This window comes from Gilliamella sp. Nev3-1 (genome assembly GCF_001690435.1).
In the GTDB taxonomy this organism is placed as follows: Bacteria; Pseudomonadota; Gammaproteobacteria; order Enterobacterales; family Orbaceae; genus Gilliamella; species Gilliamella apicola_C.
In genome coordinates this window covers 62211-76876 of the sequence record NZ_LZHN01000008.1, presented here as the reverse complement: position 1 = coordinate 76876, position 14666 = coordinate 62211, and the positions used below count along the sequence as shown (strand labels likewise).

General features: G+C 33.7%; 12 protein-coding genes and 1 riboswitch. Of the genes, 3 read left to right on the top strand and 9 right to left on the bottom strand.

All coding sequences use genetic code 11. The annotated features are described in order from the left end of the window. Positions 1 to 41: 41 nt before the first annotated feature. The gene (locus tag A9G40_RS01790; protein WP_065581640.1) at positions 42 to 1877 is read right to left on the bottom strand and encodes an ABC transporter ATP-binding protein; all 1836 of its coding nucleotides are present in this window, start codon (positions 1875 to 1877) and stop codon (positions 42 to 44) included. Between the two features lie 254 nt (positions 1878 to 2131). Further along, the gene (locus A9G40_RS01785; protein ID WP_065579741.1) at positions 2132 to 2824 is read right to left on the bottom strand and encodes a LexA family transcriptional regulator; all 693 of its coding nucleotides are present in this window, start codon (positions 2822 to 2824) and stop codon (positions 2132 to 2134) included. 617 nt (positions 2825 to 3441) lie between these two features. On the opposite strand from A9G40_RS01785, the gene A9G40_RS14120 reads away from it, so the two are divergent. Then, positions 3442 to 3618, top strand: coding sequence for a Sec-independent protein translocase subunit TatA (locus tag A9G40_RS14120; protein WP_081302112.1), 177 nt, complete (start codon positions 3442 to 3444; stop codon positions 3616 to 3618). A gap of 14 nt (positions 3619 to 3632) precedes the next feature. Further along, positions 3633 to 4817, top strand: coding sequence for an FAD-dependent monooxygenase (locus tag A9G40_RS01780; protein WP_065581639.1), 1185 nt, complete (start codon positions 3633 to 3635; stop codon positions 4815 to 4817). 616 nt (positions 4818 to 5433) lie between these two features. Here the strand turns inward: A9G40_RS01780 and A9G40_RS01775 are convergent. The 4 genes from A9G40_RS01775 to raiA form a co-directional block, all read right to left on the bottom strand. Further along, positions 5434 to 6621, bottom strand: a complete 1188-nt coding sequence (locus A9G40_RS01775; RefSeq protein ID WP_442902697.1) for an MFS transporter — start codon at positions 6619 to 6621, stop codon at positions 5434 to 5436. 65 nt (positions 6622 to 6686) lie between these two features. Then, positions 6687 to 7730: an A/G-specific adenine glycosylase gene (gene mutY / locus A9G40_RS01770; protein ID WP_065581637.1), complete on the bottom strand. Its 1044-nt coding sequence runs from the start codon at positions 7728 to 7730 to the stop codon at positions 6687 to 6689. Between the two features lie 5 nt (positions 7731 to 7735). Beyond that, a complete protein-coding gene (gene pheA, locus A9G40_RS01765) occupies positions 7736 to 8887 on the bottom strand; it encodes a bifunctional chorismate mutase/prephenate dehydratase (protein WP_065581636.1) in 1152 nt (383 codons plus the stop codon). A gap of 97 nt (positions 8888 to 8984) precedes the next feature. Next, positions 8985 to 9314, bottom strand: coding sequence for a ribosome-associated translation inhibitor RaiA (gene raiA / locus A9G40_RS01760; RefSeq protein ID WP_065581635.1), 330 nt, complete (start codon positions 9312 to 9314; stop codon positions 8985 to 8987). 405 nt (positions 9315 to 9719) lie between these two features. On the opposite strand from raiA, the gene trmJ reads away from it, so the two are divergent. Beyond that, entirely contained in the window at positions 9720 to 10406 is a 687-nt protein-coding gene (gene trmJ / locus A9G40_RS01755) for a tRNA (cytosine(32)/uridine(32)-2'-O)-methyltransferase TrmJ (RefSeq protein WP_065581699.1), read from the top strand. Between the two features lie 76 nt (positions 10407 to 10482). Here trmJ and cysS read toward each other — a convergent pair whose 3' ends face one another. The 3 genes from cysS to lysC all read right to left on the bottom strand — a co-directional run bounded on the left by cysS (position 10483) and on the right by lysC (position 14405). After that, complete coding sequence (gene cysS, locus A9G40_RS01750; protein ID WP_065581634.1) at positions 10483 to 11874, bottom strand: cysteine--tRNA ligase; 1392 nt, start codon at positions 11872 to 11874, stop codon at positions 10483 to 10485. A 619-nt stretch (positions 11875 to 12493) separates the two neighbouring features. Further along, the gene (locus tag A9G40_RS01745; RefSeq protein ID WP_065567727.1) at positions 12494 to 12739 is read right to left on the bottom strand and encodes a GlsB/YeaQ/YmgE family stress response membrane protein; all 246 of its coding nucleotides are present in this window, start codon (positions 12737 to 12739) and stop codon (positions 12494 to 12496) included. Positions 12740 to 13040: 301 nt separating this feature from the next. Next, a complete protein-coding gene (lysC, locus tag A9G40_RS01740) occupies positions 13041 to 14405 on the bottom strand; it encodes a lysine-sensitive aspartokinase 3 (protein ID WP_065581633.1) in 1365 nt (454 codons plus the stop codon). Positions 14406 to 14479: 74 nt separating this feature from the next. Beyond that, positions 14480 to 14653, bottom strand: a riboswitch (Lysine riboswitch). Between the last annotated feature and the right edge of the window lie 13 nt (positions 14654 to 14666).

Here is a 14666-nt window from a genome sequence, read left to right as displayed (position 1 = left end):
ATAAGTTTAATGTCCTTATTTACTAATAAAAATGTATAAAATTAAATATTATCCCCTAAAAATCCACCGCTTTGATGTTTCCACAGCTGTGCATATAACCCATTTTTTATGAGTAATTCTTGGTGTGTGCCTTGCTCAATAATTTTACCTTGATCAAGTACAACTAACCTATCCATTGCAGCAATGGTTGATAAACGGTGGGCAATAGCAATAACGGTCTTACCTTCCATTAACGTATATAAGCTTTCCTGAATTGCTTGCTCAATTTCGGAATCCAGTGCGCTTGTTGCTTCATCTAACAATAAAATAGGCGCATTTTTAAGAATGACCCGAGCAATTGCAATGCGTTGTCTTTGACCACCAGATAATTTTATACCTCGTTCACCTACAAATGCGTCATATCCTGTTTTACCTTTTGCATCAACTAATGTTTGAATAAAGTTATCTGCATGAGCTTTTTGTGCGGCTTTTATCATTTCTTCTTCTGAAGCATTATTGTTACCATAAAGTAAGTTTTCTCTTACTGAGCGATGTAACAACGAGGTATCTTGTGTTACCATGCCAATTTGAGCGCGCAGGCTTTCTTGAGTAACAGTGGTAATATCCTGACCGTCAATAACAATTTCACCACTTTGTAAATCATAAAAACGGAGTAATAAATTAATAAGCGTTGACTTTCCTGCTCCTGATCGGCCAACTAAACCAATTTTTTCGCCTGGTTTTATCGTTAGGTCTAAATTCTCAATTACTGAGCTACGTTTTTTCTCATCATAACTAAAATAAATATGTTTAAACTCAATTTTACCTTGAGTTACATTAAGCTTAGGCGCATTTGGTTGATCAATCACTGCTTTAGCGACAGAAAACGTATTAATGCCATCTTTTACTACACCAATATTTTCAAATAGCGCTGCTATTTCCCACATAATCCAGTGTGAAAAACCATTTAATCGAAGTGCTACTGCTGTTGCTGTGGCAATTGCGCCAATACCAATTAATTGATTTGTCCATAGCCACAAGGCAACACCTGTTGTGCTTAGCACTAAGGAAATGGACAATAAATGATTTACTATTTCAAAACTACTGACTAGCCGCATTTGTTTATTAACAGTAACTAAAAACTCATTCATCGATTCTTGAGCGTATTTTGCCTCATTACCTGCATGAGAAAATAGTTTTACTGTTATAATGTTGGTATAAGCATCGGTGACTCGCCCAGTCATTGTCGAACGAGCGTCCGCTTGTGCACTTGCTACTTTACTTAAACGAGGAATAAAATAATACATAGCAATGCCATAAATTAGACACCAGATCATAAATGGCACTAATAACAAAAGATCTAATTGCCCGATGATTGTAGCCATAGTAATAAACGAAATAAGAACATAGATAAAAATATCTGCCACTAAAAAACAAGTATCACGAACTGCGAGTGCCGTTTGCATGACTTTTGCCGATATTCTTCCAGCAAATTCATCTTGAAAAAAACGCATACTTTGATTAAGCACTAACCGATGCAGGTTCCACCGCAATCGCATTGGAAAATTTCCAGCTAGGCACTGATGTTTAATAATCGTTTGTAGCCCAATAATAATGGTACTTCCTATAATGATTAGGGCTAACAGCGCTAATGTTGTTTTTTCTTGTTGCCAAAATTTGCTAGGTTCAACAACTGAAAGCCAATCAATAACTTTACCAAGGGCAGCATATAAAAAAGCTTCAAAAGCACCGCCTAATGCGCTAAAAATAATTAATAGCAACAGAAATAAGCGAGTCCCTTTCGCTGATTGCCATATGAAACTAAAAAAGTTTCTAGCCATAGGTTGAGGTTCATCTTTTGGATAAGATGACACCAATTTTTCAAAAAATTGATACATATTAGACCTGATTCATCATAGCGTTTTTTATTAATACTACTATTAATAATATAAAAAAATAGAGGTAGTGCAAATAGGCATATGTTGCCTTTGAATCTCAATTTATCTGGAATTTCCAATTAATATCATTTAGCTATCTGATTGCTATTAATGGGTTTATCAATATAGAAGAAATCAATGAGGGAACAAAATATCTAATATTCCCTCTAACTTCCAATTATATATTGAAAGTTAATATATAGCTATTAAAGGTATTAAAATATGTCTTTAATAAGAAGAACAACACGGCCTACAATATGATATTTATGAAAATCTGACTTGGGAACTTCAATGGTTGGATTCTGGCTATTATTACAAATTAATAACCAACCATTAAGTGTTAAACGAACCTTTCTTAAAAAGGTAATATCTTCGTATTCAATTAGATAAATTGCACCATCAACAATACCTGTTATTTCAGTGTTAAGAATTAGTCCATTATTGTTTTCGATTTCTGGTGACATTAAATCGCCTTTGGCCCAGTATATAATTAATTTTTTAGCATCTAAGCCACGGTGCTTAGCCCAGCCCTCAATGATAGGATAATTCATCAATGGAGGGGTTTCTCTTACAAAACGTTCTTTTTGTGCTTCCTCTTTTGTTGGTAGTTGTTTATTATAAACAGGAATGCGATAAATATTTTCGCTATAGATATCTTCATCGCTATTTTTAGAATCTACAAACTCTAGTTTATGACCAGTAGCAAGCCAATTAAAAGAAACATTACATTTTTCAGCGATGACTTCCAAACGTGTCAGTGAAGGGTAAGTTTTGCCAGATAAGTAGTCTCGAATTACCGTTTCGGACATATCGCATTTTTTAGCGAAGGCTGAAACAGATAAACCTTGCATAGAGCTGAGCAATCTATCTTTAAAAGTTTTAACATTATTATTTTTAATTGTATTCATCTTTAATCCATTATATCTATCACTAGTTTATTAATTATAGTGCATTTTTTTATAGTTTTGTATATACCTATTATTTGGAATAACCGATTAAATTAATTTTATTTTTTTCACTTTTTCGTTTTTTTAAAATTTATATTTTTGTATTTCTCGTTTTTTAATGTATTGGTAAAAACAGTTGAAGAAAATAATTATTCTTTGTTTTTTGTTTGTTTATTTGTTTTTTTCTGCGAAAAAAGTATTTTTTATGATTATTTATACTTTTTTTATTTAAAATTGACATTAATCAAAATTTAATAGTAGCAATCAAAATCATTAACTAATTGTTTTTTAAAAATTTAAATCAAAACTCACATAATAACCAAACAAGCCAATAACAAATAAAAACGATTGACTAAAGCGAAAAAAAATGGATAATAAGCAGGGTAAGGATTTTTCATTGTTTTCTTTCCTTATATTCCTTATATTTCATGTTGGCCTGTATAGTTTTATACAGGTCTTTTTTTATTCTTGAACTATTTATGAAATCCCTTCATAAAAAGAGTATAATGATCACTCCATAAAATATGTTCTAAAGTCTACCCTAAATAGAGCGTTATATTTATTAAGAGGATTTGATTATGTCTTTTAGTATTCCACACCTTTTAGTGTTTCTTGCTGTCGTTATTTTATTATTTGGCACTAAAAAGTTGCGTAATTTAGGTTCTGATCTTGGTTCAGCATTAAAAGGCTTCAAGAAAGCAATGAATGATGATGATATTGAAACCCAAAATGATGATAAGTTAGATAACAAATAGTTTTGCTTCTAGGTATGAATATTCAATTTGATGTAGCAATTGTAGGGGGCGGATTAGTTGGTTTAGCAACTGCTTGCGCACTTAGCCAATACGCGCTAAAAATAGCGATTATAGATACTAAAATTCACCAGCACCAATCTTTCTCACAGAATGAAATAGGCATTAGAGCCTCAGCTATTAATGGCGCAAGTCAACATTACTTTTCGCAAATAGGTATATGGAATGATTTGTGTGCAAGTAAACGTGTACAAGAGTTTACTGAAATAGGTGTATGGGAAAAAAATGGCCAAGCTCATTTATCTGCTCATGCCAAAGATTATGGGTATTCTAATCTTGGCTATATAATCGAAAATAATATTATCTCTCATCACCTTTACCAATATGCTTTAAATTGTAGCAATATTAATATTTATAATTGCGAGGCAATTGATTGTGCATTTAATGATGATTTTGCTTTTTTGACACTTGCTAATAAAGCTATCTTACAAACTAAATTACTAATTGGTGCAGATGGCGCTCATTCTTGGGTACGTCGATGCAAAAATATTCCTGTTTTTGAACGTGATTATCTGCATCATGCTGTTATTACAACGGTTGAAACCGAGTACCCTCACCAATCTTGTGCAAGGCAGATTTTTTATCCAAATGGTATTGTGGCTTTTCTGCCCCTGTGGCAGGCCAACAAAAGTTGTTTGGTTTGGTCAACAAAACCAGATAATGCGACTAGTTTAGCTTCTCTATCTGAATCAGAGTTTTCTGATAAGTTATTTCGGTTAACTGGCGATAAAGTCGGTCAATGTCAGTTAATTAACCCTCGTATGGTATTTCCATTAAAAGCCCGCATTGCAAAACAATTTATTCAACATCGGCTTGTCTTAATTGGTGATGCGGCTCATACCATTCATCCTTTAGCTGGGCAAGGTGTAAATTTAGGGTTTCAAGATTCTGCATTATTAGTCTCAACAATTAAAACATTAATCGATGAACAAAAAGATATTGGTTTAGTTTGCAATTTAAAACCATTTCAGTTTACTCGCCGTAAAGATACTTTAGTGATGTTAGCAGCAATGCAAACAATTCAAGATATGTTTAATGGTGATAACTTGCTTAAAAAGATGATAAGAACAGTAGGAATGAATACTATTGATTGTTGTTCTCCAATAAAAAAACAAATTATCAAATATGCTATGCGTATTTAATCGCTATCTTTTAATAATTCTTGTGGTTTTGCTACAAGAATTAATCATATTATTTTAAAACAGCTTGATAACATCTTAATATAAAATAGGATATAGGAACAGATGAAATCTAATAAGACGCACATTATGCAGATGTTAACTAAATATAATCCAATCTACATCACCAGCGATTAGCTCATACTTGAGCTAAATAAACTATTGTACATTAAGCGATGATAATTAGTTACGATATTGTTGTTCAAATATAGTCATTTTTATATCCTTATCTAAAATTACGATTTGCTTTTATGTATATCTTGTTTTTTATTTAATGCTTAGATTTTTCAATAATTTTTCTAACTGTCATTTCATCAAATATTTTTGGTAAATAGCCACACAGGCCTCCGTTCTGGAAAGCAAATTAGCCATGTTTTTTATTATTCGCAACATCGATGTTATGTAACAAGTCATTTTTATGATTAACCGCTATAGACTTCTGGATATCTTTTACAAAGTATTAAACATAACACCCATTGAATATAAAACACTAAAATAAGCCACATGATTTTTATATGAATTAAGTATTAACCCTCGGGAGGTAACACAGATAATAAACCATTTACTTTTGTTAATAACTTTAAGATTTTTGATGAGTTTTAATATAAAAAAGCCAACTAGTAATGCCTAATATTGCCAAGGAAGTGCTTGCAATAATTATCGCTTTCCATCCGTAATGGCTAAACAAATAAGTCGATCCAGCAGAGCCTAGCATTCCACCAATAAAATAACATACCATATAACCCGTGTTCATTCGGCTACGTGCTTCTGGTCTGATTTGATAAATAGCATTCATATTAGAAACATGGGTAACTTGTACGGCAAAATCTAATAAAACCACACCTAGAATTAAAGCAGTAATTGAATATTGAGCGAATGAAAGTGGTAGCCAAGATAATAGTAATAAGCTTAATCCAATGGTTGTTGCAATATAACCTTTGCCTTTGTCTGACAGTTTTCCAACTATTGGCGATCCCATCGCGCCTGCAGCTCCCGCTAATCCAAATAAACCAATCATAAAATCAGAATAGTGATATGGTGTATTAGTTAACAAAAAGGCAAGTGGTGTCCATAATAATGAAAATAGTGAAAATGAGATAATAGCTAATAATGAACGAATTCTTAATATCGGTTCTTGTTTATATAATGAACCAATTGAGCATAAAAGCTGAAAATAATTAATATTAATGGTATTACTATATTTTGGTAGTGAAATCGAAAGTAGTAGTGTCACAATAATCATAACACCTGTTGCAATCCAATATACGCCATGCCAATCCGCAATTGAGGATATAGCGCCAGCAAAAGTTCTTCCCAATAAAATACCTAGTAACATACCGCTCATTAAAGTACCAACAACTTTACCCCGATGATCTGGACTTGAGAGCGTTGCCGCAAAGGGTATTAAAACTTGAGCAACCGTTGAAAATAAGCCTGTCATTGCGGTACCGATGATAAGCATCCATATATTTTGAGATAATGCGCTTACCATAAGTCCACAAGTGGATAATATCATTAAAATAATAATTAACCGCTTACGCTCTACCTTATCACCAAGAGGTGTAATAAATAGCAAGCCTATGGCATAACTAAATTGTGCAGCCATAATGATTGCTCCAGCATGTTCTACTTTTATATGTAGATTATTTGTAATTGAATGTAATAGCGGTTGAGCGTAATAATTGCTAGCAATTGTAATACCAATAGCAAATGCCATTAAAAAGACTAAGTAGCCAGATAAGCCTTGATGTTGTTTGTTTTGCATAATTAAATAGAATTAAAAATAATCAGTGATTATATCCTAAAAATAGCATGAGTATTGATAAACAAACGTTAACAAGACGTTTGTTTTAATAAGTTATAAACAGGTGTTGCAAGCCCTATTTTTGCATTGTCGGATTTTAGGTTATACCAATAACCGCAAGGTTGTTCCCAACATTTTGTATGTTTAGTAATTACACAATAAATTGGAACAATATCTAAGTGAAAGTGGCTAAATGTATGGCGAAATGCAATAAGTTGCTTGGGTTTTGTGGTTTCAATACCTTGTTTTTTTAACCAGTCAGTTAATGCTTGTTGGCTTGCAAACTGAGGCAAACAGTATAATCCTCCCCATATGCCAGACGGAGGTCTTTTTTCAAGCCAAATCGTATTATTATATTCTAGCATTAAAAAATAGGCTGTCTTTGCAGTAATGGTGCTTTTAATTTTTTTGGTTGGGTATTGTTGCCAACTTTCTGTCTTATAAGCTAAGCAATTACCATGTAAAGGACATAAAGTACACTTAGGTTTACTGCGAGTACAAACCGTTGCACCTATATCCATCATGGCTTGATTAAACTTTGCAACATCTTGCTTAGGTGTCACTCGCTCGCTTAATTCCCAGAGCTTATTTTCAATCTTTTTAATACCTGGCCAGCCTTCAACAGCAAAATATCGAGTGAGCACACGTTTTACATTACCATCTAAAATGGGGTAATGCTGGTTTTGCGAAAGAGATAAAATAGCGCCAGCAGTTGAACGCCCCACACCTGACAGCGCCACCACATCATCAAATTGTGTTGGAAATGAGCCATTAAATTTTTCCGCAATTGTTTGTGCTGCCTTATGTAAATTGCGCGCTCTTGCATAGTAACCAAGCCCAGTCCAAAGATGTAATACATCATCAAGTGGTGCTTGTGCTAGGTCTGTTATCTTAGGAAATTGCTTAATAAATCGGTTAAAGTAAGGAATCACCGTTGCAACTTGTGTTTGTTGCAACATCACTTCTGATAACCAAACATGATAGGCGCTTTTTTCGAGTTGCCATGGTAATGATTTTCTACCATACTTCTCATACCAGTTAAGCACCGCTTGTGAAAAGTGTTGCATTGTCATAATGATTACATTATAGAAACAATAGAATCACTTGGATAGCATCCGAGCACTTTGGTATATAGTGTCATTGAAGCTAGCTCTTTAAGCGCTGTTTGCATTTCATAAGAATGAATGTTGCCATGTAAATCAATATAAAACATTTCTTCCCATGGTGTACCATGAATTGGACGAGATTCAAGCTTAGTCATGATGATATTATGATTGCGTAATACTAATAACGCATCAACTAAAGCACCAGCTTGTTGGCCTGTTTTCATTAAAATAGTGGTTTTAGCAGGAATTTGATCTGAAACAGCAATTGGTTGTCTTGCAAGCACGATAAAACGCGTTATGTTCTCTTTTTGATTAGCAAAGTTATGTTCAAGAACTTGTAATCCATATAATTCGCCACCATCCTTATTCCCCATTGCGGCAACATTCGGCTTATTCAATTTAGCAACGGTTTCCATTGCTGATGAAGTACTATCACAATATACAATCTTCCAATGAGGGTGACTTTCTAAGAAATTACTACATTGCTGGAAGGGTTGTGGGTGGCTATAAATAGTGTCGATTTGCTCTAATTGCGAATTCGGCATGGCAAGCACACAATGATCAATAGGTAATGAAAGTTCGCCAATAATATGCAAGTTGGTTTTTTGTAATAAGTCATAAACTTCGTTAATTGAACCAGAGCTAGAATTTTCTATCGGCAAAATTCCATAGTCGACTTCGCCCTTTTCAACCTTCTCAAATACATCTTTGAATGAAGTGCAACTAGATTCGATCATCTGATCTAAGTGAGTACTTGCATAACGGCGTGTTGCTGAATGTGAATAAGACCCCTTAGGTCCTAAAAAAGCAACTTTGGCTGTGGCGATAATATCGTCATTCAGTTTTTCTTGTAAAATTTTTTGTTGTAATAGGACTGAGTCTTCAATAATTAATTGATATAAACGTTTAATAAACACATCATCAAGATGATAGTTTTTCCCTTGATTAATTAATGAAATAATAAGTGAACGCTCACGCTCTATATCGCGAACAGGAATATTTGCTCCAATTTTTGTGTGAATAACTTGTGTTGAAAGATTACGCCGTTTAGCAATAAGCTCTAACAACATCTTATCAAGTTCATTAATTTTATCGCGTAAAGGTAACAAAGGATTTGTAGTCATTTTTATAATGATATTAAAAAAAAGATAGGTTGTATTATAACAAGCAAAAAAATAAAGGCACTATCGAAGTGCCTTTTTATTGCATCGAAAAAATAAATCAAATTTCTTCTAATACAGTATCTTTTATACTGCTTGTCGCTCGGCGTGCTTCACCTCTATGTTGCAGTTTATTAAGCTGTTTTTCAAGCTTTTCAATAAGGTCATTAATCGCTGCATACATATCAATATGTTTAGCTGAAGCCACTAATGGTGTGCCTTTTGTGATAATGGTTGCATCAACGACAAAGCCGTCTGGCTCTTTGCATAAAATAAAATGAGGATTTATTAATTGTGCTCGCCATTTGTCCAATTTAGTATATTTTTCTTCTAAATAACTACGCATAGCAGGAGTAATATCCATTTGTTTACTGGTAATATTTAACGCCATAATTAATCTCCTTGTTTTTTCAGACGATGGTTAATGCCGTTATTGATTTGAGCCATTTTCATGATTATACAGTGCCAAATTATATTTGGCTCGTCAATATAATCTTTATTATTAATCCTATTTTGTGATTGTTGTCTAAAAAATTCAATTTTACATTTTATGCTAATTTACTATTAATAGCAGTTAATCACATGTTTGTTTTTTTATTATTTTTATAATGGAAAACAATTTTATTAATATCTAATCGTATCAGTAATCACCTATATTCTGCACCTTAATGCCATTTTAGTATATACTTATTTTATGCATTTTTTAGTTATGATTGATTAATATTTTAATGAGGATGATGTGAATTATTTAGATAATGTAAAAATTGTTTTAGTCGAAACATCGCATACAGGCAACATGGGTTCTGTGGCAAGAGCAATGAAAACAATGGGATTAACTAGCCTTTGTTTAGTCAACCCAACCATCAAACCTGATTCTCAATCGATTTCGTTAGCGGCAGGAGCTAGTGATATTATTAAAAATGCACAACTCTTTGCGTCGCTTGAACAAGCAATTGCCGATTGTACTTTAGTGATTGGCACTAGCGCACGTTCTCGTAGTTTACAATGGCCTCATTTAACGCCGAAAGAGTGTAGTGATAAAATTATTCAAGAAACAACCAATACTCGTTCTAAAGTTGCTTTAGTGTTTGGGCGTGAGCGAGTTGGTTTAACCAATGAAGAATTGCAAAAGTGCCATTACCATGTTGGCATTCCTGCTAATCCTGATTATAGTTCTCTAAATTTAGCAATGTCAGTACAAGTTTTGTGCTACGAAATTCGCATGTCAATGCTAAATCTTGACGATCAGCGTTCTGAATTAAAAGGCAACGGCAATATAAACTCAGAGTTTCCGGTAGATGCTGATATAGAGCGTTTTTACCAGCATTTAGAACAAACTTTATTACAGACAGGTTTTATCAATGCCAATCATCCAGGGCAAATTATGGGACGTTTGCGTCGATTATTTACTCGAGCGCGTATTGAACAACAAGAGTTAAATATTTTACGCGGCATTTTAACGTCGATAGATAAAAAGTTGTGATAACTGATAAAAAACACCCACTAATATGTGGGTGTTTTTTAAGAACGGCTGATTGTAATAACAAAAAATTAACCGATTAATTTTTTTTGCGCCAAGTAGTACCATTTGCACCATCTTCAAGAACAATGTTCATCGCATTTAATTTGTCTCGGGCTTCATCTGCTTGCACCCAATTCTTGCTCGCTCTTGCATCGTTGCGTTGTTTAATTAATGCTTCAATTAATGCACTATCAGCATCCTCTTGATTGTCACCTTGTAAAAACTTTACAGGATCTTGTTCCAATAGCCCCAGCACTGATGATAAATAACGTAATTCAGCAGCTAATTCATTAGCGAGTAGCATATTATTATCTGCTTTAGCTTTATTGATTTCGCGAGCAAGGTCAAAAAGAGTTGAATAAGCTTCAGGTGTATTAAAATCATCATTCATTGCGTCACAAAATTGGCGGTAATAGTTACTATCAGGTGTTGTGCGCGAATGAGCAGGATCGGTGTCTCGTAATGCAGTATATAGCCGCTCTAGTGCTACTCTTGCTTGTTTTAGATTTTCTTCACTATAGTTTAATTGGCTTCGATAGTGACCAGATAGTAAAAAATAACGTACTGTTTCGGCATCATAATGCGCTAATACATCACGAATAGTGAAAAAGTTATTGAGTGATTTTGACATTTTTTCTTGGTCTATCATGACCATGCCTGAATGCATCCAATAATTGACGTATTGCCCATCGTGTGCGCAAGTTGATTGGGCAATTTCATTTTCATGATGTGGGAACATTAAATCAGAACCACCACCATGAATATCAAAGTAATTGCCTAATTGGTAACTGTTCATCGCAGAACATTCAATATGCCAACCAGGACGACCTTTTCCCCATGGAGAATCCCAACTTGGTTCGTTAGGTTTTGACATCTTCCATAATACAAAATCCATTGGATTACGTTTAACCTCCACCACATCAACTCGCGCTCCTGCTTGAAGCTGTTCTAAATTTTGGCGAGATAAAATACCATAATTTGGATCACTGTCTACCGAAAACATAACATCACCATTATCGGCAATATAAGCATGATTTTTTAAAATTAACTCTTCAACTAATTGAATGATTTGTGGCATGTGATACGTCGCACGAGGCTCAAAATCAGGGCGTTTTATATTAAGTGCATCAAAATCTGCATACATTTCTTGTAGCATTCGATTAGTAAGTTGATCACAGGTTTCGCCGTTTTCGAGCGCACGTTTAATAATCTTGTCATCAACATCAGTAATATTGCGCACATAAGTTAAATCATAACCTAAAAAACGTAAATATCGAGTGATCACATCAAATGCCACAAACGTGCGTCCATGACCAATATGACAAAGATCATAAATAGTGACGCCACAGACATAGAGCCCGACTTTATTTGGAGTAATTGGTTGAAAGGTTTCCTTTTCTCTAGTTAATGTGTTGAATATTTTTAACATTATAATCTACAAGTTAAATTTAATGGATTTTGTTAAATAATATAACAAAAATCGAGATATGGCGAAATTACTTATTATGAACTTTGTAAGGAAAAATAGACAAATTTAAAATAGTAAGCAATTTTTGCCCTTAAATAAATCATTAATTAGTTACACTGAGCATGTTCATTTATTGAAAAATACGCTAAAGGATTAATGAATCTATTTCCATAACCTGAAAAATATTATGGTAAATCGGTTTTTTATGTGATTAGAAGACTTATTTGAATCGTGTAAGCAAACATGCACATTTAAGTTATTCATCATCCATTTAATTCAAATATACTTTAAAAGATTTTATTTAATAAAAATGACAATTAAAATGAAGACTGATTAATGATAGCCTAAATTAGGTGATAAAAAATAATCCTTACGCGCATTATTTAGTTATTATTTCAAACAAAGGCTAAAATAGTTAATCTATAAAAGTGGAATTAAGAACGGCTGTTGTTTCTATTTAGAAACGTTAAATTTCTTTTCAAGTTATTCAGTATTAGAATAAGAGGGAGAAAGCGTCTAATAGTGTAAATTATAGGGTTATCTAAATTGGCGGTTTCCCGCCAATTTAGCATAAAAACAACTATTGTTTTAAATGGCGATAAATAAAAATAACCACAATCGCCCCAAGCACTGAAATTAACAAACTAGGGAAGTTAAATCCTGTCACACTACCCCAACCAAAGAAGGTGCTAATATATCCACCTACTAAGGCACCCGCAATGCCTAATAAAATCGTTTTTATCACCCCTACACTTCCTAAAGGCATAAAAAACTTCGCAATCCAGCCGGCAATTAATCCTAGAATTATCCAACTTATAATACCCATGATAATTTCCTTTTGTTATTGAACTTAGTTTTAGTTTACTCAGATTAAATAAAAAATCTAACAGGTGTTAATATTTAATGTAATAGCTTTAATCAATTAATTAAAAGTAAAAAACAATATTCAAAATAGATTAATAACTAATGTCAAGCAATTTAACAATAGATGATTAACCTAAAAAATTACCTATATATGAGTGCAGTAGATAAAATATTATTAATTCATTAATAATTTATCTTTATATAATTCGTTATAATTAAAATTTATGAATAAGTAAAAAGGAGATTAAATCTCCCTTTTAATATTACTGTTCAAAAATTGTTTTATGCAAAATTTTAATAATTGATTCTGCATCACTGCTTTTTGCCAAAAGGCAAAGATTATGGGTGCTTGCTCCATAACAGCAAAGTCTAATAATGAAATCATCTAGTACACCAAAAACTTCTTTGGCTATACCCTGTGTTGAAGTTAAATTATTTCCAATAATAGCAATTAAAGCCAAGTCTTCTTCAACTGTTACATGGCAAACGGTTGACAGTTCATCAAATAGTTCTTTCGTTAACAAACTGCTACCGTTGGTATTAGTACCAGTGGTATCAATAGTTAATGCGATACTGACTTCAGATGTTGTCACTAAATCAACCGAAATATTATGTTTAGCTAATATTGTAAACACATTTGCTAGAAAGCCTTGTGCATGAAGCATATTTAGGCTAGTTAGCGTCAGCAAAGTTTGTTTGCGACGTAACGCCAATGCTCTAAATACAGGTAATTTAGATGTAATGCTATTAGTGTTGTAAACAATAGTTCCTCCTTCTTGAGGTGCTTTACTTGAACCAACAAAAACAGGGATATTACTCCGCACAGCTGGGACTAGTGTTGCTGGGTGTAGTACCTTCGCGCCAAACGTTGCCATTTCGGTTGCTTCAGCAAAAGATATTTCATCAATGCGTTTAGCCGCTGGGGTAATGCGCGGATCGTTAGTATAAATTCCTGCAACATCAGTCCAAATGTCAATTTGAGTGGCATTCAATGCTTCACCTAATAACGCTGCTGTATAATCACTTCCTCCACGGCCTAAAGTGGTCGTTTTGCCAGAACTTTCACTACCGATAAACCCTTGCGTTACAATGACGCTACGATTGTTTAGTGATTTTAAATGGGCACAGCAAAGCTGTTTAATATCTTCAATTTTTGGGGTGGCTTTACCAAATTTATCATCGGTGCGCATAACTTTACGTACATCAAACCACATAGCATTTGTTTGCTTTTCTTTTAATATTTCGACAAACAGTTTTGATGACATAATTTCGCCATGACTTACAAGCTCATCTGTTAATGCCGGTGAAGTTGCTAAACTAGCTGCCTCAGACAAAGAAGCTATGTTAGCAATGATTTGGTCGATTTCGCTTCGTAGTTTAGGGTTTTCTGGCAATTGTTCTAAGATGCCGTATTGGATTGATTGAATTTTAGCAATATGTTGAGTGCGCACCTCAGCGTCACGTCCTTCAGCTAATGCAACTAGTAAATTTGTCACGCCAGCAGAAGCCGATAATACAACAACTTTTACGTTGGGATTAGCGATTACAATATTGGCACTATTTACCATTGCTGAATAATCGGCAACACTAGTACCGCCAAATTTAGCAATTACAAATGATGTTTCCATGAATTCCTCATATTAAAAATTTTTATTTTTAACAGAGTTAGAGCGGGAATGTCCTATTTACAATTAAAAAGCACAAACCGTGAAGCGCTCCACCTGTTAAGGTGACAACCCAAGGGATTCAGCCCTTGCAGTCGATTTGATTGCTTCTGGATTGGCAATCAAACCTCGGCATTACATCCCCTCAATCATTTATTCGTGGCTCCAGTTCCTAAAATGATTTACCTGAGTAATGCACCTCTTCGTTTTTGCAACTTCTGTTAC

Bases quoted from the DNA above. Each gene is read 5' to 3' on its own strand.
- A9G40_RS01785 (WP_065579741.1), bottom strand. From the start codon at position 2,824: ATGAATACAATTAAAAATAATAATGTTAAAACTTTTAAAGATAGATTG.
- trmJ (WP_065581699.1), top strand. From the start codon at position 9,720: ATGGGTTCTGTGGCAAGAGCAATGAAAACAATGGGATTAACTAGCCTT.
- A9G40_RS14120 (WP_081302112.1), top strand. From the start codon at position 3,442: ATGTCTTTTAGTATTCCACACCTTTTAGTGTTTCTTGCTGTCGTTATT.
- A9G40_RS01780 (WP_065581639.1), top strand. From the start codon at position 3,633: ATGAATATTCAATTTGATGTAGCAATTGTAGGGGGCGGATTAGTTGGT.
- cysS (WP_065581634.1), bottom strand. From the start codon at position 11,874: ATGTTAAAAATATTCAACACATTAACTAGAGAAAAGGAAACCTTTCAA.
- A9G40_RS01790 (WP_065581640.1), bottom strand. From the start codon at position 1,877: ATGTATCAATTTTTTGAAAAATTGGTGTCATCTTATCCAAAAGATGAA.
- mutY (WP_065581637.1), bottom strand. From the start codon at position 7,730: ATGACAATGCAACACTTTTCACAAGCGGTGCTTAACTGGTATGAGAAG.
- A9G40_RS01745 (WP_065567727.1), bottom strand. From the start codon at position 12,739: ATGGGTATTATAAGTTGGATAATTCTAGGATTAATTGCCGGCTGGATT.
- lysC (WP_065581633.1), bottom strand. From the start codon at position 14,405: ATGGAAACATCATTTGTAATTGCTAAATTTGGCGGTACTAGTGTTGCC.
- raiA (WP_065581635.1), bottom strand. From the start codon at position 9,314: ATGGCGTTAAATATTACCAGTAAACAAATGGATATTACTCCTGCTATG.
- pheA (WP_065581636.1), bottom strand. From the start codon at position 8,887: ATGACTACAAATCCTTTGTTACCTTTACGCGATAAAATTAATGAACTT.